The sequence below is a fragment of the Ruegeria sp. AB5 genome, from assembly GCF_056542645.1.
This window is the reverse complement of sequence record NZ_JBQGAE010000014.1, coordinates 22,276-45,981: the sequence shown is the minus strand read 5'-3', so window position 1 is coordinate 45,981 and position 23,706 is coordinate 22,276. Positions and strand designations below refer to the sequence as shown.

Genomic DNA, 23,706 nt, shown 5'->3' with positions numbered 1-23,706 from the left:
AGACCAAAACGAGATGATGCGCATATGCCGGCCCCCTTGGACACAGGATCTCATGCAATGCAGCCGGGGGGTGGTACAACCCGCCACTGGATCGGGCCACGCACGATCACGGCTTTGATCCTGCGAGAGATGTCGACCCGTTACGGACGCAACCCCGGTGGCTATGTCTGGGCTGTGGTTGAGCCTCTAGGCGTTATCATCATCCTCAGCTTTGGTTTTTCGCTGCTGATGCGCAATCCATCGCTGGGCAACAGTTTCCTGCTGTTTTATGCCTCGGCCTATCTGGCCTTCAACCTGTATCAGAGTCTGTCTTTGACGGTGGCCAGGGCGATCAGCTTTTCACGGCCTCTGCTGATGTATCCCGTCGTGACATGGGTGGACGCCATCCTGGCCCGGTTCACCCTCAATCTTCTGACCGGGCTGCTGGTCACATATATCCTGCTGACCGGGATTCTGGCCACTGTCGACAGCCGGGCTGTTCTTGAAATCGGACCTATTGCCGAGGCGCTGGGGTTGGCCGCTTTGCTTGGGCTGGGCATCGGCACTCTGAATTGCGCCATTGGAGGTCTCTTCCCGACCTATGATCTGATCTGGTCGATCGCGACACGCCCCCTGTTTCTGGTTTCCGGCATTTTCTACATCTACGAGGATATGCCGCAGAGCGTCCAGAACGTATTGTGGTTCAATCCGCTGATCCATATCACCGGCCTGATGCGGGAGGGAATATATCCCACCTATCACCCGCAATATATCAGCGAGGTCTTCGTTCTGCTTGTCAGCTTGTCGACTCTGCTGATGGGTCTGATTCTGCTGGGTCGCTATCACCGGGATATCCTGAACCAGTGACGGTATCGCCGGCCAGAGTCAGAACGTCTTCATGGCTGAGGCCCGTGTTCCGCAGCACTGCGTCTCGCAGGGCTCGGCGCAGCAAACGCAGATAAAGGGCTTTGTGCGCCCCATAATGCCTGAAGGCTGCCCCCCATTTCAGCGCCATCACAGGCAGAAGAGGCCAGAATAGGAACGGCGCCGCCTTGCGGTACATCAGCAGTCGGTTGCGGCAGAAATAATAGACCTTCCACATGGGTCGGATGACCTGAGATCCTTGATCCTGAAAAGTGCTGAAGTCATGTTCAAAGCGCAGCGCGGGATCGAACAGGATTTTCAGCCCTCGCCGACGCAGGGTCAGCGTATAGATCACGTCATCGCCGTAGAGGAACAGTCCGGGGTCGGGATAGCCGGTTTCGGCGATGATCCCACGGGACATAAACAGACCTACAAATGAGGTCAGATCAATAGGGCAGGGGGCATCGGCCTGATATGCTGCACGCGGTATGTGATAGCCGTCACGCCCCCGGAGCAAGGATCGCAGAAACAGTCTCGCGCTCCAGAACGGGTTGACCGACGGGCGGTTCATCTCGCAGATGCGCCCGTCGGGGAAATAGACCGCGGCGGCATAGGCCGTATCCTCGGGGCGGGGCTGGGCGTGGAAGGTGGCCAATGCATCGGGCAGAGGGCGGGCGTCGTCATCCATTACCACCATCCAATCCGGATCAAACCGCGCGGTGGCATGCCGCATACCCAACTCAAACCCGCCTGCACCTCCTAGGTTTTTTGTGCTTGTGATCACATCTACCCGGGAATCTCGCACCGAGGCCAGCCATACTGCCGTGTCATCGATTGATGCGTTATTTACTACCACTATGGCCTGCAAATGCGTTGCGTCAGCCTCAAGCAGGCGCTGCAGCGTAAGTCGGAGCTGGTTCAGGCGATTATGGGTCACAACCACGGCCACAAGGCGTTTATGCGGGGCGGTGGTCATAAATAAACCTCCTCTGAGGGGCCGGGCTCAAATGTTTCGCGCGCGAAACACTCTGTTAAGGATCACAGCGAGCGCAACCAGTCCTGCAGCGCCTCGGCCAATCGCTCCGAAACCCCGTCTCCAACAAGCTCTAAACGACCCTGATCGGGAGTGAACCGCATTTCGATGCCAGTGGTTACGCGGGTTACTATCCGCTCTCCTGTCGCTGTTTCCGGCGAAGCCTGACGCAACCGAGGGCGAGATGGAATGGACGGATCGGCTGGCGGGGCAGGGGGCCGCGCCAGCTTGGCGAGACTATCAGACAGAATCTGCATCTCAGCCTCGGCACTGTCACGGGAGGTGTTTTGCAATCGGGATTTCAGAGCATCAGCATACCCCGCATCACGCCCCATCTCACGAGCCAGCGCCAGCCCCAGCTTCTCACTGATTGCCGAGGGGAAATACAGCACCGCATCAAATGCCTCGACCAGTTGAATAAAGGTGCCGATCTTAGACCGCTTCGACCGGGTTGCATTGCCAAACAGACCCTGAAGTGCGGCTTTCTGCGTGGGATACACCCCTTCTTTCATCGCCCGCACTGCGATCCGGGCGCGCTCATAATGCGACAGGTTCACCCGGATCTCGTTTTCCTCGACCATCGCCACATAGGCATCCTGGGCCGTATCCGGCGTGATCGTCATGGCGCGAACGGTGGCGAATTTCGCATCCCCCGTTTCCCGGAACAGCCGACGCAGCGCGGTCAGGCGCCGCCAGCCGGAAATCAGACCGTAGGATCGTCCACCGGCTGGCGCAGGCAGGGCAACCACCTCGATCGGCATCTGTTGGCCCCGAGCGCGCAGACTGTCCACAAGGGCCGTCATTTCGTCTTCATTCTGCTCCAGACGGTCGCGGACCAGATGACGATCATCGATGGCGTCCAGCGGCAGCAATTCGATCATCCGCCCCTCAGCCCGGGCGCTGTGCAATTCCTGCGCCACCTCGGTCAGGGCCGCGGTGGCTGCTGCCTCGCCCGCCACCTGTGCAATCGGCGCCGAACTGAACGGCATTGCCTTGGTCTCGGGCGCGCGCTGGTTTACGGCGGGTCCATCCAGATAGGTGGGTTGAGCCGGGGTCAGTCGCTTACGTTTCGCCATCTCTGCTCTCCTCTTTGTGGGATTATTCTGCTGCCTGCTGCGCTGCCAGCTCCTCGCGACGCCAAACACCCAACAACAGACGCTTGAAGGCGGCATAGGTCGCGTCGAAGGTTTCACGCCCCCGGGCGTAGGTTTCGCGGTTGAAATTGCGATAATCGGCCTCGTAGATACCGCTGACCTGTTCGCCTGCCTGTCCGATCAGCGCGGTAAAATCCTGCCGGTGCGGGGATAGGGTTTTGCCCAGGTAAGCCTGCATCAAGGCTGCCAGTTCACCTTGCTGTGCCCCATCGTAGCGAGTGATTACGGCGCGCACCGCATCCCATTCAAAAGCCATCTCTGGGCGGCCCAGAGCGCGGGCGGCGGTATTCTCGCCTTCTTCGATGGATTGGAAGGTAGAATGCAGCATGTCAAAGAAGCGTCCGGTCGAATCAAACTCCAGAAAAGATGCCCCCATGGGCACCAGCAGAATATCTGCCGCCGCCAGTCCGTTGATCGTCAGATAGCCCAGGGCGGGGGGTGTGTCGATGAAGATCAGGTCATAGCTGTCCAGCACCCCATCCGCCTCGAGCCGGTCGGTCAGCGCATCCCAAAGCTTCCAGCCGCGGGCCTGCATGCGCCAGACTGGGATCTGGAATTCCGCCCAGTAAAGGTTCAACTGCGCCCCGATCAGATCGATATTGGGCCAATGCGTGGTCTGAATCAGATCACTCGCGGTCATCTCCAGCGCAGCACTTAGCGACTCGTCCAAAGGCTGGGGTGGATCACCCCGGTCCAGACGGCGTTGATTTTCGATGCGTAGATATTCTCCGTAGTGGCGGGCCAACAGAGGGAAGGCGGTTTGCCATTCATCGTCGACACGGCCGCCGAAGATCGAAGTCATCGACCCCTGGCTGTCCAGATCAATCACCAGCACCCGATAGCCGTCCAGGGCAGCGGACATGGCCAGATGCGCGGCAGTGCTGGTCTTGCCGACCCCGCCCTTGAAATTGGCCACGGCCACCATCTTGGCAGGCAGACCTGCGGGGCGGTAGGGCAGGTAGTTCTTGGCCTTGGATCCTTGAGCTCCGAAAAAGGCCCGCAGGCGCAGCACTTCATCCAGGGTGAACCACTTGGCGCCGCCTTCGGTCTCGGACTGACCCTGCGGCAGGTCCGGGTTCTGTTTCAGCACGCGGCGGAAATGGGCCTGAGCCACCGGGATCAGATAGCGAGTGATTTCCCAGGTCGAAAACAGACGCAGCGCCTTGCGGCCAGCCTCATCCAGGCCCCGGCTGGACAGATCGCCGCGTCCCCGGGTACAGGCTTCGGCAATGGTGGCAAAGCCGTCCGTACCTGTGGGTAAATCCAGATCCGCCAATGCAGCATTGGGATCGATGTTGAAATAGGGGGGCAGGGGAGTGCTGTCCTTGGCCATGATAAACCCGCTCGATGTGTTGTGTTTTCTCCATGATACCGAAAAACGTATCACATGGAAGTAAAAGCGGCACAACAGATGATTTTTCTCAGAAAATAAAGGAGATGGCGCTGCCAATATAGCGCAGGATCCGATCCATTGCGTTTTTTTTAAGTGTTAGATTTGTGTTATCTTTAGTTACAGCAAAATTTACGATGATAGATTGTCTTTTTATTTTAATGCCTTGTGTGCTTTTTTATATCTTTTAGTGACTCTGAAACCCCGATGAAACGACTCTGAACCCCCGATAAAGTGACTCCGAACCCCCGTTTGAAAATCGTTGTGCGGGCTTGTGGATAACTCTACGGTGGGTGTCACTAAAACCACGAAATAAAACGAGTCGGATACCGACCGATAACAAGGCACCGAAAGAGGGCCATGGGCAGGACAGTTACAGGCAGACCGGCGGGGCTTTTGCCCGATCGTCGGCAGCAGGGCGATTTCTTCGTCTGCGATATCTTCGATGCAATCCCCAAGGATGACATCGCCAGCATGGAGCATCCGCTCTTTTCTTTGGCGACTCGTCCCGACCGGCGGATCCTGGAATATGAACATAATGGCGTGCAGATCACGGTGACCCCTTCGGTCAAGGGGCTGGCGACAATCCATGACAAAGACATCCTGATTTTTTGCATCAGCCAGCTGATGGCGGCGATCAATGCGGGGCGGCAGGTCAGCCGGACTCTGCAGCTGAAGGCACATGATCTTCTGGTGGCGACCAATCGTGAAACCAGCGGTGATGCCTATCGTCGTTTGCGCGAAGCGTTTGAACGGCTGGCGGGGACCCGTATCACCACCAACATCGTCACCGGCGAGGACGAGACCACCACCGGCTTTGGTTTGATCGAGAAATGGGAAATCGTGCGCAAGACCCGTGGCGGGCGGATGGTCAGCGTGGCCGTCACCCTGTCCGACTGGCTCTATCGTGCAGTAGTGTCGAAGGCGGTTCTGACGCTCAGCCGCGATTACTTCCGCCTGCGCAAACCGCTTGAACGCCGCATCTATGAGTTGGCGCGCAAACATTGCGGACGGCAACCGGGATGGACGGTCTCGGTTGACACACTGTTGAAGAAATCGGGCTCGGCCTCACCACGCCGGGTGTTCCGCAAGATGCTGCGCGACATGATCGATGCCGACCATCTGCCCGACTACGAGATGCGCGAGGAGCCGGGCGATCTGATCCGCTTTGCCCCGCGCGCCGGGCTGATCGAACCGGACGTGCCATTGCCCAACCTGCGCACCGAGACGCTTGAGGCCGCGCGTGAACTGATGCCGGGGGCGGATGTTTACGGGCTTGAGGCCGAATGGCGCGGCGTCTGGATCCGCTCGGGCGCGCCACGGCTCAGGAAACCTGACGCCGCGTTTCTGGGCTGGGTGCGCAAACGGGCAGGGGGGTAGCGAGTCATCTGCTGTTTCCGGTCTCGGCCCAGGTTTCGGCCGGTGTTGTCCGGTCGCGCTTGCGCAGCGCAAACAGTACGCCGCCTGCCGCGGCTTGGAGAAGCACCATGGCCAGCGCAATCCATGCCAGCGAGATGGCCTGAGCCGCGCCAACGCCGAAAGCCCCGAACAGGTAGACAAAGATTTGCTCGCGTATGCCAATCCCGTTTACCGAGGCCGGGATCATCATCACGAACAGAGAAACCGGGATGATCCCAAAATAGATCAGCGGTGGCAGGTCGATCCCGACGGCCAGACCGATCAGGTAGTAGTGCAGCACCACATTGGCCTGAAAGATGACCGAGATCGCCATGCAGCCATAGACCGCCCCCATGCGCGTGGCGAACATGTGCGAGGTTTCGGTGATGTGCGCGCTGATCTGACCCAGCTTGCGGAAACCGGGCAGGGACCATAATCGCCCATCGCGCTGGTGCCGCATCGCCACCAGACCCAGGCAGGCCGCCAGTAGCAGGCCGGCGACCGCAGCGAGAATCCAGACAATACCGGTCTGTCCGGCGACCTCCCAGCCGATGATTGGCAGGGCCAGGAATGCGAGCGTGAGCAGGCCGAACATGCCGGTTAGCCGCTCGACGAACAGGATTGTGAAGGAGCGGGTGTAGGACGGCACCCTGTCGGAAATATCATAGGCGCGCATGAAATCGCCACTCATCAGGCCGGGCAGAAATGCGTTGAAGAAAATACCGATCGTATAGGCCCGGATCAGTTCGATCAGCCGCACCATGAAGCCTTGCGCCCGCAATAGGATCTGCCAGCGCCAGGAACACAGCAGATACCCCATCACGTTCAGCGAGAACGACAGGAGCAACATCCAGAGATCGGCCTGTCCGATAGCGCCCCAGATTTCGTCCATGTTGTCGATCTGGGTATAGAGCAGCCAACCCAGCAGCCCGGCACTGATCGCCGCCTTGATTACCAGTGAAATGATCGGGCGCCAGCGGCTTTTTGATATTTTCTTGGACATTTTACTAGGGTCCGTTTTGGCGGATTCACTCATCATCCGGCACCCGATTGCGGATCAGTTTTGCCGGTACCCCACCCATAATGCTGAAAGGGTCCACATCCTGGGTCACCACGGCACCCGCCGAGATGATACTGCCGCGCCCGATGCGCACTCCGTCCAGCACGGTGACGCCGCCGCCCAGCCAGACATCGTCTTCGATCACGATGCCCGCGCTGTTTATACCTTGTGCGTTCATAGGGCGGCTCGGGTCGCCGAAATTGTGGTTGCCTGCAACAAGGTGGCACTGGCCGCCGATCAGTACATTTTCACCGATGGTCAGCCCGCCAAACCCGTTCAGGATGGTGAAGGCGCCGATGAAGCAGTCATCGCCCAGGGTGATATGGCCCTCATACCCGGTTTCGAACCGCGCCCCCTGCATGATCTGGTTGCGCGCACCCAGCGTGACCGATGCGGCGCTGCTTTTGATGTCGAAAAACGCGCCTTCGTCAATCAGAGTTCCGGCCCCCAGTGACAGCCGCGAAGGGCAGCGTAGGGTGACCGCCTGCGACATCGCAACCCCTTTGCCGTAGTGGCCGATAAGGGCGGGATAGAGTTTCTGCCTCAAAATCAGCCCCAATGCACCAGGTAGGTTCATTAGGAATAAGGTGCTGACCTCGTATTTGATCAGGTCCCACAGCCGGGTACTGCCGACAATCCGTTTCTTGTAACTTTGCAGGGCGCTGTCCCCGGTTTGGGTCAGCCTCTCTCCACTCATTTCGCGACTCATGAATGTCCTTTTTTAATTGGCCATGGCACTCATTAATGGTGTCATGTTTAGCACATCTTGGGAAAAAATACCTGATATGCGCGTTTTCGGCTCACCTCCAGAAGTCTCTGGCGGATGATGACCTGCCCTGCATGCAAGGGTTAAAAAGGCTCTACGCCAGTCCCAATAAGTTACCAATACACAGTTTAGAATGAGGCGACACTTGTGTTCCAAATGATCTTTTTTTGACGGGTTCTCAATAAACGGGTTGCGAACTTTTCCAATCTAAAACTGGCACGGACGAAGATCGAAACTGTGATATGAGAAGAGTAAAAATTTTGAATTGCTTACGGGTGCCATTTTAGTTTTGCGGCTTCAAATTTTATATATATAAGCTTTATTATGGTAAAATTAGGAAGAACCCTTCCGAGTGATACTGCTTCTCCACTGATGAGAATGGTAGCCATCATCCTGTAATAGCACATGCTCGGGAGGTCACAATCAGGCCACGATTCGGATCCAATCGTTGTCAAATGTCCGAAATTTTGGGCGATTGTTATCTAGATCACATATAAACTTCGCAATTCGCGGCATAAGGTGGGTGAAAGCAGGGCAAAATCTGACCTACTAGATTTTTGGAGGTTGCCGTCACGTTAAGGATTGGTAAACTCTGACTGTACTGCCTCCTCACATGGTTTTGTTAGTGAGGTGTGTAAGACGACTAATTGGTAAAATTTTTTGCGTGTTGTGTGTGTGGGGGTAAAAGTGATGTCTTTGGATTCCGTGACCACCGTGTCGGGGGAAGACAGTGTTTTTGACATTCAGAGAAGTGAAGCCCGCCGGCTTGTTTGCCCTTCTAGCAAGACCCATGTGACCAGCGGATATCGGCTCTCAGGAAAAATTGTCAAACGGGCCTGCGATATCGTTCTGTCGCTGATGATGATTGTGCTGTTTGCACCGATCATGGCCTTGCTGTCGCTGTATATAATCTTCGTTTACCGCGTATCACCGATTTTTCGGCACGACCGGGTTGGCTTGGATGGCAAGATATTCCCTTGTCTGAAATTCCGCACAATGGTTCCCAACGCTGCAGAGGTTCTTGAAAATATCCTGTCCGAGGATCCGGTTCTGCGCCGTGAGTGGGAAGAAACGAAGAAGCTGAAGAATGACCCAAGAGTCTTTCCGGGCCTCGGAAACCTGATGCGCCAATCCAGCCTGGATGAGCTGCCGCAAATCTTCAATGTGTTCTTCGGACACATGAGCATTGTTGGTCCTCGTCCGGTGACGCGTGAAGAATTGGCGCATTATGGGCAGGATGAAGCTTACTACGTGGCGGTCAAGCCAGGCATCACCGGTGCATGGCAGATTGGTGGTCGTTCGGACACATCCTACGAAGAGCGCGTCTCGCTTGATGTGTGGTATGTCCGCAATTCCAGCTTGCAGCTTGATCTTCAGATTTTCTTGAAAACAGTGCTTTTGTTTGTGACCGGGCGTCTGTCCGGAGCGGCGTAACGCGGGCTTTGATCCGCCCGCCAGGCTTTGAAGTGGGCGCTGTGTTCAACGAGAAGAATGAGCAGAACCAGGGGTGCCGACAAAAGCCAGCCCACCAGGAGCCACATGAGGAAAGACCCTCCGAACACCAGATAACCAGCAAAACACAACCCAAAGGAGATGGTCAGGGAGCAGAACAATCTGGATATGATCATTGCTAATCTGGATCCTGCCTGTCATCTAAAGCGAAATCGCATCCGTTCTCGTGCGGAGTCGAATGCAGTAATGTTGCGGGATTTCATCTATAAATGGAACTCCAATTTTACTTTGCAAGCGTATTGGCAAAATATGGCCATGTTGGTGGCGGGACATGAAAATTGATATTGGCATCTGCACATTTCGCCGCGAGAGCTTGCGTGGGACATTGGATAGTCTGGCCAAGCAGGATATCCCAGCGGACATGAAAGTCCGGATCATCGTTGCGGACAATGATGAACTGCCGGTTAAGAAATCAGAGATCGAAGCACTGGCAGGCAAGCTAAGACTGAATCTGAGTTATTTGCACGCCCCGGCCCGTAACATCTCAATTGCGCGAAACGCTTGTCTTGAATACTCTGATGCGGACTATTTTCTGTTTATCGACGATGATGAGATAGCGGATCCGGGCTGGATCGTCAGCCTTTTAGAAGCCGCAATGCAAAGCCAAGCGGCTGTTGTATTCGGACCGTCTCATGCAGTTTACCCGGCTGATGCACCAGACTGGATGTGTGCCAATAAATTCCACTCAAACGTACCTTCAGCGCTGAATGGGACTGTTGAGACAGGTTTCTCGTGTAATGTTCTTATGGATTTGCAGAACCCGCATATTCGGGAAGCTCGTTTCTGTCTCGATTTTGGGCGGACGGGCGGAGAGGATATCGATTTTTTCTTTCGGTTACACAGATGTGGAGTCCTTATGGCAATCAGTAAATCTGCTGTTGTTCGGGAGCCTGTGGATTCTTCGCGCCTTTCATTTAGATGGCTTTGGTCAAAGAGTTTAGCGACGGGTATGATTTATGGGTTTTGCGCTCGACAGGGACAAACTCGAAAGACACCGTTGCTGTTTATTAAGAGCATCGCCAAAGCGTCCTACTGTGGGCTTTGTGCTGCAGCATCTGTTGCCAGCAAGGGCAGATGCGCCTTTTGGTTGCTTCGGGGGGGGTTCCACTATGGTGTTCTGAAAGGGTGCTTCGTGAAACCAAATCATGAATTCTATGGCCAAGAATGAAGCGTTTCCTGAAAACAACACTGTTAGGATGTCATCTGGTAACAGTCTTTGTTTAGTACTGCTCGACTTGACATGTTTGGGGTGAAGAACAGCCATGTCGAGTATGAGGATTAATATGGGATTGGAAGAAGAGGGACTATGCTGGAGAAAAGAACAATCATCACAGGCGGGGCTGGCTTTGTAGGTTCCCATCTTGTTGACCGTTTATTGGCGGCTGGTGATGAGGTCATCTGTGTTGACAATTTTTACACCGGGAGCAAACGTAATATCTTACATGTATTGGACAACCCATTGTTTGAGTTGCTAAGGCATGATGTTACTTTTCCGCTTTACGTAGAAGCAGATCGGATATTTCACCTAGCTTGCCCCGCAGCGCCGATCCACTATCAGTTGGATCCGGTTCAGACCCTGAAGACCTCAGTTCACGGGTCGATCAATTTGCTGGGTCTTGCGAAGCGATTGAAGATCCCGATTTTTCAGGCGTCGACTTCTGAAGTCTACGGAGATCCGCATGTTCATCCGCAAGAAGAGACATATTGGGGGAACGTAAATCCCATCGGCGTCCGGTCCTGTTATGATGAAGGTAAGCGCGCCGCTGAGACACTGTTCTTCGACTATCATCGTCAGCACGGGTTGCAGATAAAGATAGCGAGAATCTTTAATACTTATGGACCGCGTATGCATATTAATGACGGTCGGGTTGTTTCGAATTTTATTATTCAAGCTCTGCAGAATAAGCCAATAACGATTTACGGAGATGGCCAGCAGACGCGGTCTTTTTGCTATGTTGATGATTTGGTGTCAGGTATTGTCGCGCTTATGGAGAGCGATGCCTCTGTGACCGGCCCCATTAATCTGGGAAACCCACACGAGATGTCAATCCGGGAGCTTGCTGAACGCATTATTGAAATTGTAGGTTCGCGCTCTAAACTAGATTTCCGTCCACTGCCGCAAGACGATCCTGTGCAGCGTCAACCGAATATCGAAAAGGCCGGCGATGAACTTGGATGGACGCCGATGGTTTCATTTGAGGAAGGTGTTGGTAAAACGGTCGCCTACTTTGATGAATTGCTTACAAATGAGGGCCTTCTGGACCTGGTGGAGAGGCGCCCATGAATGATGGAAGCTTGTCGGAGCCACAGACCATGCTGCTTTTTTATGATGGTCATGAGCGTCGCGCTGAATATCAGCCTATGCCACGATTGATGTCAGACTTACGCAGAAATGCTCGGGTCGCAGTAAACAGACTACGTGGCAAGCAGATCAACTCGGGTTACTATACTTGGTTTAATATGTTGGTTGAAGCGCTGGAAAGTGTTGGTCACACAATAAGGATCAACGATTTTAAATCCGCGCAACGTATGCCAAACAATCCAATCGGTGTTGTTGGATATCCGAGCGTCCTAAAAAAGGTCGAATATCTGCCAAATCCGCGCGTGATTGGTCCTGGCCTGTTTTCATCACCGCTGGACAAGCCAAATCTTTTCGAAGACGCACGCAACCGTTTATTTCTGTCTACATGCCAGTGGCATACAGATATGTTTGCTCCATTCTACGGAGAACGCCTAATGCCATGGTTTGGCGGCTTTGATATTTCGCGTTTTGAGCTGCCACGGCTATCTGAAAAGGAATTTGATGTTCTCGTCTATGACAAGGTGCGTTTCAATCGTGATGAGGCGTACTCCCTGACCGTTGCACCTTTTCTCGAACAGCTTGATGCAGTCGGACTGAGCTACCGGATGATAAGATACGGTGATTACATTAACGAAGACTATCTGAAGTTGCTCAAACGCTGCCGGTCAATGGCGTTCTTCTGTGAATCTGAAACCCAAGGTATGGCCTATCAGGAATGCTTGGCGTTTGGGGTGCCAGTATTTGCCTGGGACGAAGGCTATTGGCCTGATCCCAAGTGGAAGGAGATCAGCAGAGATCCAATAGCCTGCACATCGGTTCCGTATTTCGATGACCGGTGTGGAATTCGGTTTCAGATAGAAAATATGCGCTCTCGATGGGCGCATTTCTGGTCGGATATAAACACGTTCCGTCCGCGAGAATTCATTGCTGGGGAGATGACGCTTGAGGCTTCGGCCGCAAAATATATAATAGCACAGCGCACGGCAATCAAAGGTTTACAAAGTGAAATTTTTTAACCCGGTCTAAGCCAATTCGCGAACAGTATGGCGGGGCGAGAAGCTTGTATCAATTCAAAAAAAAACGAAGTTCAGACAAGGAATTGCTTTGGCGTAGAAACAAGCGTAGGTCGGTTTGCATATTTGATCCAAAAAACTGGTGCTAACTCCCATGATAATCAATGAATTATTTATGAAATACGCAGTTCGATTGCTCGGATCATATTAATGTCCATCGAATAGAGTGTTTCGAGGCACGTCCTCAGAGTGGAGTCTAAAAAATCTATATCCTGCGGCATAGCCCCGGTATCCGCATAGCGACGGGACAGAATTGCGCTGGAGAAATCCATCGCATTTGGGAGGTTGACCTTTTTGCTCTTAGTCGCATTCACTGGCCGTGAAAAATATTTATCTGCCAAGGATGGTCCCACAATTGCTTTCATCCTCTCGTGTAATGTTCCGATTGGTATAGCATCGGTGTAGCGAAAACGCTTTAGATGCCAAGCTTGTGGTAAGACATGCCGGTCAAGCATGGTAAAGTCCGTTCGAAGGTAATTCGTGACAAACTGCCTAAATGTTGCATGATCAGGATCTTCGCCGACAACGGTGAAATAGTTTCGGAACAGATCCTCGTGCCCGTCGCGCATAATGAATTTATTTTTGAACAGCGAGATGACCCGAGCGACAGGATCACGATACACAAACACAATCCGGTCGCAGAGCGCAGCATCGGTCGAGCGCATCATTTGGTGTTTGATCATGAAATCGATAGGGCGTTCCCCGGAGGACGGATCGAAATCTGTTTCAGCCATATCGAGAAACAAACGCTTGAAGCTTGAGCACGCATTCTTCCGGATATAGCAATAGCCAAGCCGCACATCGCCCACGCGACAATATAAATGTAGTGTGCCACGAGATCGTAAACGGTCAACCATTTTCTGGCCATATGCCAGACCCGTTCGGTCAAGAATGGTACGGTTATCCAATTCGGCCGCATTTCGAATGTTCATAAGGTCTCTCAGTTGTACGGTATTACCTTGTCATCACAAGATCACTTCACCAACAGAGTATTCAACAATCAATCCCATTTAATAAAAAGACGGCTTGCCCTGTGGTATTAGCTTCGCTAGGGGATAATACAGATAAAAGAGGTGGTGCTGTGAAGGAGAGATTTCCTGATTTCATCATCGGCGGCGCGCCAAAATGTGGCACTACTTCGTTACATTTCATTTTGAATCAACACCCTGAAATTGGCTTGCCAGACGAAGAGATTCATTACTTCGACGCAGACGATCCAGTTACGCATCCGGATTTCTTCTCCCACAAAAATGGCGAGCTTATCTACTACGACAGCCGGATTGAGAATGTCGAATTCCGTTCCAGTTACGCCGCGTGCTTTGCACCGTTTGCCGATCTGCCATTGGTTGGGGAAGATTCGACCACCTATCTTCTTTCTGAAGTTGCGCCTGCGCGTATTCGCGCGTTCTTGCCGGATGTTCGTCTTATTTTCATGCTGCGAGATCCGGTGAATCGCGCTTATTCGCAGTATTGGCACATGGTTAAAAGTGGAAGAACAACTTGTACCTTCGAGAAGGCTCTTCACAGGCATCCAGGTATTATTCTTGGATCTACCTATCTGCCGCATCTCAAACTCTATTATGATATCTTTGGGTCAGACCAGATCAAGATTGTCCTGCTTGAAGATTTTATATCTGATAAGCAGATCTGGATTGACAGCGTTACTGATTTTTTGGGTACTGATAGGATGGAGGTGTACGAGGAGGCTTCCTGGTTCAATAAAACCTACTATCCGGCAAGTCTGAAAGGTCAGCTCGCACTTAATCAGATTGGCCGGAAAGTGGCCGCATGGCGATATGGAAATCATCTCGGTAGCCGTCGAGGTTTAGGGGTGCAAGCGCGTCAAAAGCTTCACCATCTCTGGTTTTCCCGAGTGAATAAAACGTTACTCAAGGCTATGCATCCTTTGCCCATGCAAGAAAGCACCCGATCATATCTGACGGATCACCTGTCCCTTCGCAATAAAGGGCTTTCAGATTTCCTGGGTCGGAATTTGAAAGCCGTCTGGCCGGATTTTGAGGGCTGATGCAGTTGGTGGCACAGCGGCCTCTTTAATTAATCTGATCGGAACACTTCAATGGATTTGCGCAGCTCACTACGTTGGAGTAATATCATCAGCCCCAATCCGAAGGTAAGAATACAGCAGGCGATACCGACCTCGGCCACATACCCGGGAGACAGAAACACTTTCAATGCGGAATGACAGGATGCCATCGCAAGAGACAATAAAACAGGTGTAATAAGCGTGTGTAGGCAAGTGCGAATAGTGATTGGTACGATCTGTTTAGCCAAAATCCAACCGCGGGGTACGATTATTATACCCCAAGCGGAAATGGCGGTTGCAACTGCTTTTACATCTGAAATTGAAGCGGCCGCGACGACAAGAGTGATATAGAGAAGCGCGGACTGTGTGCTCAGTTTTACTTGTAGATCTGTACGGTTAGTGGCGCGAAAGATACATGCGAGCAGAGTGACGGCAATCGCCTCGAAAGTGAGACCAGATATGGACAAGGCAAAGATTGGTGCGACTTGCGCCCATTCTGCAGACAGCATCAATGTAAAAACCGCTGTTCCGGCAACTGCCATCATTGAAAGGATAGGAAAAAGAAGGGTGGCCATTATCTTCATTGCGCTGAGATAGATTTCCACCAAACGTTCCGGATTATCTTGTGCCTTGGCCATGCGGACGTAAACGACAGTTGACACAGGTCCAACCAGGCCGAATTTTGGCAGCCGGGAGAACCGTGCGCTCATTGAGAATAGACCCAGAGGTGCTTCGCCATTGAACTTGCCAATAGCGACGATTGCAGACTGGGTCTTGAGCGCTGAAATCGCCGAAATGGTCAGGGTGTTTCGAGCAAAAACAAGATGTGTCCCGATCAGGTGCGGCTTGAACAGCAGGTTGGGGCGGAATTTGGATAGGTAGGCAATTCCCACCAGCCGGATTGCCGCCAGAGAAATCTGCTGAGCAACAAGCGCCCAAACTCCGGCACCCAGAATGGCCAGGATAACGGCAAGGCCAAGGCTGATAACCGTTGTGATCGTCTGTACTTTGGCGATGCCGGTATAGTTTTCGCGCCGCTCAATTTCGGCATTCGGGGTCGCTGAGATTGCCTGACATAACGGCACTACAGCCAGTGCGCTGAGGATAGGCACTAGGGCTGGTTGATCAAAGAACGCAGCCCAAATTGGTCCGATTCCCAAGATGATGAGGGCGAGGCCAATCCCGACTGCGACCAGCAACCAAAACACGCTGACCCATTCTTCATGGTCATAGGTCGGCGTGCGGATCAACGAGCGTCCGAGACCCGCGTCGCTCAGCACGCTGCAGAAAATCACCACTGACATGGCCATTGCCATCAGAGCGAATTCGTCGACAGTCAGGTGTCGGGCGACGATCGGCAGAACTAGAATCTGGGACAGTGCAAGAAACAGGCGTGCCGATACCAGTGAGCTGACGCTCACAAAAAATCCTTTGACGGAATGCGCGGCGGAAGAGTGTTGTGTGGACATCGCTGCCTAGTCCAATTTCTTCACGGCCGCCCAGTCAAAGGATTTGATAGCCTCGCCCGGCTTCGTCTGAGCCAGCCAGTCCGGTTTCGCGAAGCCGGGCCAGCACTCTGGCCCTTGCACGAAGGCAACTGGAACATAGGCATCTTGGAATCTTTCGTCCGAAAAGAGCCCGTCAAACGCTGCGTCGGCATGCGACCAGAATGCCAAAGAGTTGTCCGCTGCACAGGCCCGGTTGAAGGCAGCCAGAACATCTGGGGCGTGATTCCAGAATGTATTCTTATCAAAGCTGGCATGGTTGCGCATGCCGACCTTGACCGGGTTGGCATGGGCCATCTCGACCCAGTTCAGACCCAGCAGGTCGAGAATCTTACCGTTATAGGCCAGCGCGATGCCACCGGCGGGGCCGACCCCGATCGATGGTCGGGGCTCAATCCCGTTCAGGAAATTCCCGAAGTTCAACCCCTGCTCGACCAGCGTGTATTCTTTCCGGATGTCGAAACGGGATTGGTAATAGTGTATCCATCCGACCAAGAAGATGCCGATTGCAGCAACTGTTGCGGCGAGTGTGGCCGAGCCTTTAGGCGCATAGAACGCGACTGCAGGGACAGCTGCAGCGACCAGCAGTGCCAGACAGACCGGCAGCAGTGGCACTACGGGCTGGTAGAAACGCCACAGAACAAAGTGATCGCCGCCAAGGCCCGCATAGACTGATAGCATCCCGAATACGGTGGCTGCGGTAACCAGCAGCGCCCGGGCACCAGGTCGCGACTGTGTAACACTTATGATGGCCCAGATGGTGCCAGCCAGCCAGAGTATGACGAAGATTTCGATGAACGGGCCGCTCAGCAGGAAATCCACCAAGTATTTCAGCCCGTCCTTGAGGCCCTGTACTTTGTCCGAGGACACTTTGGCGTAAAACGTATTGGGAAAGGGTTGGCCGAAATAGGACAGACGAAAGGATGTAATCGCGACAAAGGAGGCGCAGGCAGCAAGAATGGCCCCACCCAAAGCGCGCCAGAACCGGGGTGCCAGGATCAGGCTGAGGGCCAGCAGGCCGATAGCGGCGGCAATCCCCTCGGGGCGGACCAGAGGCACCAGAACGGCTGCGAGAAGAAGGCAGATTGTATTACCCGGTCCCCTGTCATCTTCGACCAGCCGGGCCAAAAGGAACACCATCCAGAGCAGCAGCATCGACCACAGCGCCAACTCCATCATCGTCCAGATCGACCACATGAAATAGCCGGGGCTTGCGATCAGGCAGACTGACAGAGTCCAGATGGCCGGTGCAGGTTCGATATCCAGCCAGTCTGCCAGCGCGCGCACCAGCCTTAGGGTGAGATAGACTGCCGTCAGGGCAAAACCGGCACAGAGCGCGATGATAAGAAATTCAGGCGTTGGGGTCAGGCTGTAGGCAACGGTCAGGATGCTCATCCACAGAAACGCAGTGGACCCTTCAACCCGTTCTCCGCCGACATTGTAGACATAGCCTGCACCATTGGCGACGTTTTCGGCGTAAGAGCGTGTGATGGCGGCATCGTCGATCCCGATGGCAGGCAATCCGCCCGCAAGCAGCCAGGCCAGTGCTGCCCCGACAAATGTCAGACCCAGTGCCAGAAGGAAATCTTGGGAATGGTATCCTTGTGCCATTGTCCGATCCAGCCTCTTCAGAATTTTGTTTTCATGAATATACGCTCAGGTAGATGTGTGATTACCGACATCAGGGCGCGCCACCGCAGGTCCAAATAGACCTGCCTGCCCCGCTCCATAGCGGTTACGATCCGCTCGGCGAACGGTTCGGCATCGGTGGTTAGTGGCTCTGGCAGATCCATGCCTTCGGTCATTGCGGTCCTGACAAAGCCCGGCTTTACCGTCATCACATGCAGGTCGGTATTGGCGTATTTCTGGCGCAACCCCGAGATATAGGCCGCGAACCCGGCCTTTGCCGAGCCATAGACATAGTTCTTCGCCCGCCCGCGATCACCAGCGACCGAGCCGATTGCGATGATCGCGCCACCGGTTTCGACCATGCGGGTGGCGGCCTGCTCCAAAAACAGGCAGGGTGCCAGATAATTGCTATCCACGATCAATCTGGTGGCTGTCGCATCTCCGGCATCCTTGTCCTGATCCCCCAGAACGCCGATGGCGCAGACGATGATGGACGGGGCCACAGGCAGGCTGTCGAGAAAGGCTTCATGCCCGTCCAGATCCAGCACATCGAACTCGTGTGCGGTGACCTCGCAATTGTACCGGATCGACAGGTCAGAGACATCGCGGTCCAGCTCCCCTGCCCTGCGCGCTGCCAGCATCAGAGGATGGCCGCGTTTGGCCAGCGCGATGGCGATGCCGCGTGCGATATCGGATCGGGCACCGAGGATGAGGGCGGGAGCATTGGCAGGTGTCACAGATTTAACCTCTGGGATAGCAGGGATTGAAACAAGGGGCGCGATCCTGTTGCTGTGCGCAGCGCACGAAACGCAGGCACCCCGTCAGTATAGCCCGATTCAAGTGTGGATTGGGTCATACGGCTGTCCTTGGCCATATAAAGCCGACCGCCGTGCTGACAGGTGATTTCATCCAGGGCCGTCATCAGCGTCAGCGAGTCCGGCGACATCTGAAAATCAAGCGCCAGGGTATAGCCTTCCATCGGGAAGGACAGTGGTCGTTCCGGAGATCCCGGTCCGAACCGTTTGAGAACGGCGAGGAATGAGCCCAAACCAGCCTCGGAAATGGCCGCCAGCAGCTTAAGCAGGCCTTCGCGGGATTCTCCCAGTGGCAGCGCGCATTGATACTGGGCAAATCCAGCGCGGCCATACATCCGGTTCCACTCCAGTATGGCATCCAGCGGGTAGAAATACTTGTCGTAGTCTATCAGCTGCGTTTCAGGTTTACCGGAATTAACCTTGTAATACATCCGATTGAAGGCGCGCAGCGTGTACGAGTTCAGCGCCCAGGATGGGGCATCCATCGGCATGCGCAGCTTGCGGTGAAGGGGGATATCGAAAGGGTGTTGCGCTTTGGTGCTATCCAACTGGTCGGGTGTTGCGTGTTCGCCCAGAAACACCAGAGACCGCCCGCGCGCGGGCCCCTTGGCCAGACAATCGATCCATGCGACGGAATAGGTCACGTCGTCATGTTCCTCGAAAATCTCGATGGCCTGATCCAGATCCTGCGCCAGCAGGGTCTTCTGCGCGACCCAGCCTGACGAAATTGACAGCAGTTTGATGCAGACTGTCAGGATATGCCCGGTCAGACCGTTCCCGCCGATCGTGGCATTGAACAGATCGGTGTTTTCAGCGCGTGAACAACGGCGTATCTGACCATCCGCGCAATAGAGGTCGAACCAGTCCACGTGATCTCCGAAACTGCCGACCTTGTGGTGGTTTTTGCCATGGGCATCGACCGCAATCAGGCCCGCAAGTGACACAAATTTGGTGCCGGGTGTAACGGCCGGAAACCAGCCGCGCGGGACAAAAACCTGCAGGATATCGGCAATGCTCAGACCCGCCTCGGCGACCAGTTTTCCGCTTTCGGTGTCAAAGGACAGAATGCGGTTTCTCTGTGCCCCCATGAGCGTCAGATCAGGGTTCATCGCGATATCGCCATATGACCGCCCCAGCCCGCGGGCAATCATGCCCCGATCCGGCAGTGGGGCCAGATCCGCAAGGGATGCTGGGTCCAGAGGCGCGGTTCGGCACTCTCGCCGGGGCCAGCGGGCCCAGCCGGACAGGGATTGAACCTTGGTCATGCCTTATGTCCAAACCCAGGATGCGCAACAAAGACGAACCGTTTGTCCAGGTGATACTTGGTGCAATACCCGACGGTCAGGCCAAGCACCGCCCCCACCTCGCGCATCAGGTCAGTTTGCCAGATCAGCCAGAACCCGTATTCAGTGCCCCAGAAGATCAGGGTCGTCACCACACCCATAAGCGTATAGAGGCCGAATTTCCGGGTTTGCGTATCTTGGGACACATCAAAGAAGATCCAACGTTTGTCGAGGTGGAATTTGACCACTAGGCCTGTGATTGTACCGGCAAAAATCGCCAGCGGGACTGCGAAGCCGCCGTCGTAGAGCGCTAGGGACAGGCGCTGTGTCAGCAGATTGATGATTGTGGCCACAACCGCAAACGCGCTGTAGCGAAAGACAAGTTGGGCCAGTGTCATAGCTGCGCACTCGCCACGAAAATTGCGGTACAAAGTGCAAACACGATGAGGCTGACCCTGTCGCGCAGGGCGAAGACGATGGGATCGTCATCCATCTCGCCCCGGTAAGAGATAATCGCTACGCGGTTGATCCAATACAGCAGCATCATGCAGACCAGCCATAGCAGTTTGGGTTCGGAATACAGACTGGCAACGTTGGAATTTGAAACATAAAGCGCCAGAATAACAACCGAGCAATACCCGGATGCCAGCATTGCGCCCAACACGACCGGCAGGTCCGCGACACGATAGCCCCGCCCGTCCGTGCTGGTCAAATTCCGGGCCTCAAGATCTTTCAGTTCGGAAATCCGTTTGACTGCAGCCAGAGACAAGAACACGAACATGGAAAACGCCAGCAACCATTCCGTCAGGGGGATACCGGCAGCGGCCCCTCCGGCAATGATCCGAATGGTATAGAGTGCCCCAAGGGTCCAGATATCGATCATTAGTTTGCGTTTCAGTATCAGCGAATACGCAAACGTCAGAGCCACATATCCAAACAGAACCGCGACAAAGGCCGGTGTCAGGAAAGCTGCTATGGTCATCGCGACCAGAAACAGCAATGCAGAATGCACCACGCCATGCGATACCGGAATGGTGCCGGCCGCAAAGGGGCGTTTGCATTTGCGCGGGTGCTGGCGGTCTACGTGAAGATCCAGCATGTCATTGATCAGGTAGATGCTGGAGGCCGCAAGCGAGAAGGCGACAAAGGCAAAAAGCGACGGCAGCAATGCGGACATGTCATGCGCGGCAAGGGCGGGCACAAAAACCAACAGGTTCTTGAGCCATTGATGAGGACGCATGGCTTTGAGGTAATGCCGAGCACGATCAAGGGTGCTGTCCGCTTCGCCACCGGTTAGATGGATGCTGTCGACGCTCATGTTGTCTACGTTCTGGCGCAGTGCCGTGTTAGAGCCGACTGTGATTGCCTTGCGCGCCCAGGGCCACACGCTAAGGTCCGCGCTAGAATCTCCTATATAGTCAAAACCCTTCTCGCCAAAGCGATTAACCAGCCAATCCGCCTTTGCCTTGCCGGACAGATTATGCGCCGCATCCGAGCCCACGGCCTCGTCAAACAGGCCCAGTTGCTCCGCAATCCGGTCGACTTGTCGCTGGTTTGAGGCCGACACCAACAGCACCTTGCGCCCTTCCGCCTTGGCCGCGTTGACAAGTGCGAGAACTTCGTCGCGCAGAGGAACAGATGCTGCATCTACCACGATTTCCGAGGCAAGTTTGTCTTTGAAACGGGCTTTTCCCGAGAACAGCCAAGCCACAGCCTGCGGCAGCTTAGCCGGATGCCGCGCGATGAAGAGCAAAAGCGCCTCATGCATGGTATCGGACTTGGTCAGGGTGCCATCGAGATCGACAATCAGAGGCACATTTGTGTGATCGGGGCTAGTCAAATCCCGAGTTTCCGCCGGTTCACGCTGCGCTGCAAAGGTCGACACTATATCGTTCCAAATCTAAATCGTTACAAACATAAAAGAACTATAAACCCGAAAGGAATTCTAAATCATGATGGGCACGCAGTTGGAAGGAAAATTTAGCTAGGTGATTGCTCAAGTGGCTTTGTAGATAGGCGATAATTGGTGCAAGGTGAACAAAACGATAGTTTTGGTCTAAAGTTTTATTTTTTGACCGGCACTCATGATTTGGGGACAATGCGTCAAAGGGGCGCTGAATTGTATCATATCATTGTGAATGAAAGGCTATAAGTCTCGGGAGATGTTTTCTTGTTGCTCGTTGGCGACAGGTACAGGTCATGTTCGAAACATCATTTGTGACGTTCATCTCGGTTCGGAACAGATTTCTTCATTCGAGCATTCTTGCTACAGAGTTCTCTCAATCGGTTTCATTGTTACTTGAGATACCCGGCTTCGATGGAAGTTTTCCACAATCATCTATTAAACCGCTGACCTCTATGCCATTTTACACTTCAGATAGACGTGATCAGCCTAGCCAGAGCCTCCAAGATTTCCAGCGGAAAGAACAACCGTCGCTTGCCGTAACATGCCACTTCGCTCTAAACTGAGCGCTGTAGGAGGCGGTCCCAGAATTTAAGGTCATGCGTCCTTGTGTAATGATTGAATGGCGCCTCAACTCAGGCGCGACATAGAAGGTTTAGGGTAAGTGCGAAAACTGCCGCACAGTATTATTGTAGGCGCACCAAAATGTGGAACGACGACTCTATGCGCCGCCCTTTCTTGCCATCCCAACATCTTTCTTGTTCCGGGGAAAGAGACGCACTTTTTTAACTGGTATTATGAAAGCCGAGGTCTGCGATGGTACGAATCACTATTCAAGAATGCACCACAAGGAGCACATTTACTTGAAGGTACCCCAGACTACTCCATGTCTAACTGGGTGGATTCAACAATTGCGCGGATTTCACAAGAGATACCCGATGTAAAGCTGATATATATGGTGCGTGATCCAATTAAGCGTATAGAGTCTCATTATTCACAAGCGATAGCGAATGGGAAACCTGCGATCGGGATAAACCAGGCTGTGCAGGAGTGGCCAGAGATCATCAAAACCAGCCGCTATACGGACATCTACGAACGTATCTTGCGGAGAGTGCCAAGCGATAGAGTCCACGTTGTGTTTCTTGAGGACTATCAAATTGCGCCTCGGAGCGTACACAAGGATGTATTAGGCTTTCTGGGGTTGGATGCGACCTCGGACGTGCTCAATTTGATGGCTGAAACAAAGCAGGAGAACACACGGGGTGATCAGGCCATGGACTCTCCACTTTTGGCCAAGCTTCGCGGTCAAGTTTGGTTCAATTCCACCAAGGAACGTATCCCCAAGAGCATTCTGTCCATTGGCAAGTATTTTCTTAGGCGACCTGTTTCCGTTGAAATCTCTTGGGATCCAAGCCTGCGCGAAATGATTTCAAGAGACCTGACCAACGATTGGCTTTTATTTAGCAAGAAACATGGAAGAATACTTCCCGAGACCTCTGTGATATCGGAATAATAAACACTATGAGTTGCTGCATAAGCCTTTCAAAAACTCATATAATTGAGCCAAGTGACGCGTTTATCATGTTATCTCGGGCGAAACGTGAATCTGGGTCCCCACTTTCTACAAGACTAAAAGTTGGACTAACTACGCTGTATTTGGGCTGAGTTCGCTTGATCTTGTTCGGTCCCGATATGGCTTTAGAAAATAGGCGCTTAGGCAAGCTTGCCCAAGCGAATACAAAGGATGTCGTAGCGGTTCTAAATTGCAAGACGATGAATATAGTGACTGCAATAGCGTTGCGCGAGGCAGAAAGGTTGCCACAGGATGTAGCCAAGTAACGTGGATGTTTCGTGGATCCCCATCTTATGATGGGTTTTACCAACAATTGTTGCCGATTCCGCTTGTCTCATCACAAAGACCATCTGTTCATTTCTAAATCGTTTCTTCAATATCGGTGCACTCCCTCTCCTACTAGGAATAGTAACCCTAATTCTG

At 53.7% G+C, this 23,706-nt stretch carries 20 protein-coding genes; 8 read left to right on the top strand and 12 right to left on the bottom strand.

Features of this window, described 5'->3' with window-relative positions; translation table 11 throughout:
- Nucleotides 1-57 precede the first annotated feature (57 nt).
- A complete protein-coding gene (locus tag ACR0L4_RS18975; RefSeq protein ID WP_480514638.1) occupies nucleotides 58-846 on the top strand; it encodes an ABC transporter permease in 789 nt (262 codons plus the stop codon).
- Here ACR0L4_RS18975 and ACR0L4_RS18970 read toward each other — a convergent pair.
- The 3 genes from ACR0L4_RS18970 to ACR0L4_RS18960 form a co-directional block, all read right to left on the bottom strand.
- Nucleotides 776-1,819 (bottom strand): glycosyltransferase, encoded by a 1,044-nt coding sequence (locus tag ACR0L4_RS18970; RefSeq protein WP_480514637.1) that lies wholly within the window; start codon nucleotides 1,817-1,819, stop codon nucleotides 776-778. The two genes, ACR0L4_RS18975 and ACR0L4_RS18970, sit on opposite strands and share 71 nt — an antisense overlap.
- A 62-nt stretch (nucleotides 1,820-1,881) precedes the next feature.
- Nucleotides 1,882-2,952: a ParB/RepB/Spo0J family partition protein gene (locus ACR0L4_RS18965; RefSeq protein ID WP_480514635.1), complete on the bottom strand. Its 1,071-nt coding sequence runs from the start codon at nucleotides 2,950-2,952 to the stop codon at nucleotides 1,882-1,884.
- Nucleotides 2,953-2,974: 22 nt separating this feature from the next.
- Entirely contained in the window at nucleotides 2,975-4,363 is a 1,389-nt protein-coding gene (locus ACR0L4_RS18960) for an AAA family ATPase (protein ID WP_480514634.1), read from the bottom strand.
- Nucleotides 4,364-4,780: 417 nt separating this feature from the next.
- Here ACR0L4_RS18960 and ACR0L4_RS18955 point away from each other — a divergent pair, with 417 nt between their 5' ends.
- Nucleotides 4,781-5,800 (top strand): replication initiator protein A, encoded by a 1,020-nt coding sequence (locus tag ACR0L4_RS18955; protein ID WP_170754313.1) that lies wholly within the window; start codon nucleotides 4,781-4,783, stop codon nucleotides 5,798-5,800.
- A gap of 4 nt (nucleotides 5,801-5,804) precedes the next feature.
- On the opposite strand, the gene ACR0L4_RS18950 is transcribed toward ACR0L4_RS18955, so the two are convergent.
- Both ACR0L4_RS18950 and ACR0L4_RS18945 read right to left on the bottom strand, forming a co-directional pair.
- Nucleotides 5,805-6,821 carry a lysylphosphatidylglycerol synthase transmembrane domain-containing protein gene (locus ACR0L4_RS18950; RefSeq protein ID WP_480514632.1) on the bottom strand — a complete coding sequence of 339 codons (1,017 nt, stop codon included), beginning with the start codon at nucleotides 6,819-6,821 and terminating at the stop codon, nucleotides 5,805-5,807.
- Between the two features lie 25 nt (nucleotides 6,822-6,846).
- The gene (locus ACR0L4_RS18945; protein ID WP_480514631.1) at nucleotides 6,847-7,575 is read right to left on the bottom strand and encodes an acyltransferase; all 729 of its coding nucleotides are present in this window, start codon (nucleotides 7,573-7,575) and stop codon (nucleotides 6,847-6,849) included.
- A 759-nt stretch (nucleotides 7,576-8,334) separates the two neighbouring features.
- On the opposite strand from ACR0L4_RS18945, the gene ACR0L4_RS18940 reads away from it, so the two are divergent.
- The 4 genes from ACR0L4_RS18940 to ACR0L4_RS18925 all read left to right on the top strand — a co-directional run bounded on the left by ACR0L4_RS18940 (nucleotide 8,335) and on the right by ACR0L4_RS18925 (nucleotide 12,474).
- Nucleotides 8,335-9,078, top strand: coding sequence for a sugar transferase (locus ACR0L4_RS18940; protein ID WP_480514629.1), 744 nt, complete (start codon nucleotides 8,335-8,337; stop codon nucleotides 9,076-9,078).
- Between the two features lie 349 nt (nucleotides 9,079-9,427).
- Nucleotides 9,428-10,324: a glycosyltransferase family 2 protein gene (locus ACR0L4_RS18935; RefSeq protein ID WP_480514627.1), complete on the top strand. Its 897-nt coding sequence runs from the start codon at nucleotides 9,428-9,430 to the stop codon at nucleotides 10,322-10,324.
- 138 nt (nucleotides 10,325-10,462) lie between these two features.
- Complete coding sequence (locus tag ACR0L4_RS18930; protein ID WP_480514626.1) at nucleotides 10,463-11,440, top strand: UDP-glucuronic acid decarboxylase family protein; 978 nt, start codon at nucleotides 10,463-10,465, stop codon at nucleotides 11,438-11,440.
- Nucleotides 11,437-12,474: a glycosyltransferase gene (locus ACR0L4_RS18925; RefSeq protein WP_480514625.1), complete on the top strand. Its 1,038-nt coding sequence runs from the start codon at nucleotides 11,437-11,439 to the stop codon at nucleotides 12,472-12,474. Before ACR0L4_RS18930 ends, ACR0L4_RS18925 begins: the two co-directional genes overlap by 4 nt.
- Before the next feature lie 170 nt (nucleotides 12,475-12,644).
- On the opposite strand, the gene ACR0L4_RS18920 is transcribed toward ACR0L4_RS18925, so the two are convergent.
- Nucleotides 12,645-13,463: a sulfotransferase family 2 domain-containing protein gene (locus tag ACR0L4_RS18920; protein WP_480514624.1), complete on the bottom strand. Its 819-nt coding sequence runs from the start codon at nucleotides 13,461-13,463 to the stop codon at nucleotides 12,645-12,647.
- A gap of 149 nt (nucleotides 13,464-13,612) precedes the next feature.
- Between ACR0L4_RS18920 and ACR0L4_RS18915 the strand changes: the two genes are divergently transcribed.
- Nucleotides 13,613-14,557, top strand: coding sequence for a sulfotransferase family protein (locus tag ACR0L4_RS18915; protein WP_480514623.1), 945 nt, complete (start codon nucleotides 13,613-13,615; stop codon nucleotides 14,555-14,557).
- 29 nt (nucleotides 14,558-14,586) lie between these two features.
- On the opposite strand, the gene ACR0L4_RS18910 is transcribed toward ACR0L4_RS18915, so the two are convergent.
- The 6 genes from ACR0L4_RS18910 to ACR0L4_RS18885 are packed head-to-tail and all read right to left on the bottom strand — an operon-like array spanning nucleotide 14,587 to nucleotide 21,692.
- Nucleotides 14,587-16,044: an oligosaccharide flippase family protein gene (locus tag ACR0L4_RS18910; RefSeq protein ID WP_480514622.1), complete on the bottom strand. Its 1,458-nt coding sequence runs from the start codon at nucleotides 16,042-16,044 to the stop codon at nucleotides 14,587-14,589.
- A 6-nt stretch (nucleotides 16,045-16,050) separates the two neighbouring features.
- Nucleotides 16,051-17,691 carry a hypothetical protein gene (locus ACR0L4_RS18905; RefSeq protein WP_170754301.1) on the bottom strand — a complete coding sequence of 547 codons (1,641 nt, stop codon included), beginning with the start codon at nucleotides 17,689-17,691 and terminating at the stop codon, nucleotides 16,051-16,053.
- A 17-nt stretch (nucleotides 17,692-17,708) separates the two neighbouring features.
- Nucleotides 17,709-18,446, bottom strand: coding sequence for an SDR family NAD(P)-dependent oxidoreductase (locus ACR0L4_RS18900; protein WP_480514621.1), 738 nt, complete (start codon nucleotides 18,444-18,446; stop codon nucleotides 17,709-17,711).
- Nucleotides 18,443-19,789, bottom strand: a complete 1,347-nt coding sequence (locus ACR0L4_RS18895; protein WP_480514619.1) for an FAD-binding oxidoreductase — start codon at nucleotides 19,787-19,789, stop codon at nucleotides 18,443-18,445. Before ACR0L4_RS18895 ends, ACR0L4_RS18900 begins: the two co-directional genes overlap by 4 nt.
- Nucleotides 19,786-20,205 carry a GtrA family protein gene (locus tag ACR0L4_RS18890; RefSeq protein WP_170754294.1) on the bottom strand — a complete coding sequence of 140 codons (420 nt, stop codon included), beginning with the start codon at nucleotides 20,203-20,205 and terminating at the stop codon, nucleotides 19,786-19,788. The genes ACR0L4_RS18895 and ACR0L4_RS18890 overlap by 4 nt, the downstream gene beginning before the upstream one ends.
- On the bottom strand, nucleotides 20,202-21,692 hold the full coding sequence (locus ACR0L4_RS18885) for a UbiA family prenyltransferase (protein WP_480514618.1): 1,491 nt from the start codon (nucleotides 21,690-21,692) through the stop codon (nucleotides 20,202-20,204). Before ACR0L4_RS18885 ends, ACR0L4_RS18890 begins: the two co-directional genes overlap by 4 nt.
- Nucleotides 21,693-22,374: 682 nt before the next feature.
- Between ACR0L4_RS18885 and ACR0L4_RS18880 the strand changes: the two genes are divergently transcribed.
- Complete coding sequence (locus ACR0L4_RS18880) at nucleotides 22,375-23,223, top strand: sulfotransferase family protein (protein ID WP_480514617.1); 849 nt, start codon at nucleotides 22,375-22,377, stop codon at nucleotides 23,221-23,223.
- Nucleotides 23,224-23,706: the final 483 nt, after the last annotated feature.

Bases quoted from the DNA above. Each gene is read 5' to 3' on its own strand.
- ACR0L4_RS18950 (WP_480514632.1), bottom strand. From the start codon at position 6,821: ATGTCCAAGAAAATATCAAAAAGCCGCTGGCGCCCGATCATTTCACTG.
- ACR0L4_RS18965 (WP_480514635.1), bottom strand. From the start codon at position 2,952: ATGGCGAAACGTAAGCGACTGACCCCGGCTCAACCCACCTATCTGGAT.
- ACR0L4_RS18970 (WP_480514637.1), bottom strand. From the start codon at position 1,819: ATGACCACCGCCCCGCATAAACGCCTTGTGGCCGTGGTTGTGACCCAT.
- ACR0L4_RS18975 (WP_480514638.1), top strand. From the start codon at position 58: ATGCAGCCGGGGGGTGGTACAACCCGCCACTGGATCGGGCCACGCACG.
- ACR0L4_RS18920 (WP_480514624.1), bottom strand. From the start codon at position 13,463: ATGAACATTCGAAATGCGGCCGAATTGGATAACCGTACCATTCTTGAC.
- ACR0L4_RS18935 (WP_480514627.1), top strand. From the start codon at position 9,428: ATGAAAATTGATATTGGCATCTGCACATTTCGCCGCGAGAGCTTGCGT.
- ACR0L4_RS18930 (WP_480514626.1), top strand. From the start codon at position 10,463: ATGCTGGAGAAAAGAACAATCATCACAGGCGGGGCTGGCTTTGTAGGT.
- ACR0L4_RS18905 (WP_170754301.1), bottom strand. From the start codon at position 17,691: ATGGCACAAGGATACCATTCCCAAGATTTCCTTCTGGCACTGGGTCTG.
- ACR0L4_RS18925 (WP_480514625.1), top strand. From the start codon at position 11,437: ATGAATGATGGAAGCTTGTCGGAGCCACAGACCATGCTGCTTTTTTAT.
- ACR0L4_RS18960 (WP_480514634.1), bottom strand. From the start codon at position 4,363: ATGGCCAAGGACAGCACTCCCCTGCCCCCCTATTTCAACATCGATCCC.
- ACR0L4_RS18890 (WP_170754294.1), bottom strand. From the start codon at position 20,205: ATGACACTGGCCCAACTTGTCTTTCGCTACAGCGCGTTTGCGGTTGTG.
- ACR0L4_RS18940 (WP_480514629.1), top strand. From the start codon at position 8,335: ATGTCTTTGGATTCCGTGACCACCGTGTCGGGGGAAGACAGTGTTTTT.
- ACR0L4_RS18895 (WP_480514619.1), bottom strand. From the start codon at position 19,789: ATGACCAAGGTTCAATCCCTGTCCGGCTGGGCCCGCTGGCCCCGGCGA.
- ACR0L4_RS18955 (WP_170754313.1), top strand. From the start codon at position 4,781: ATGGGCAGGACAGTTACAGGCAGACCGGCGGGGCTTTTGCCCGATCGT.
- ACR0L4_RS18910 (WP_480514622.1), bottom strand. From the start codon at position 16,044: ATGTCCACACAACACTCTTCCGCCGCGCATTCCGTCAAAGGATTTTTT.
- ACR0L4_RS18945 (WP_480514631.1), bottom strand. From the start codon at position 7,575: ATGAGTGGAGAGAGGCTGACCCAAACCGGGGACAGCGCCCTGCAAAGT.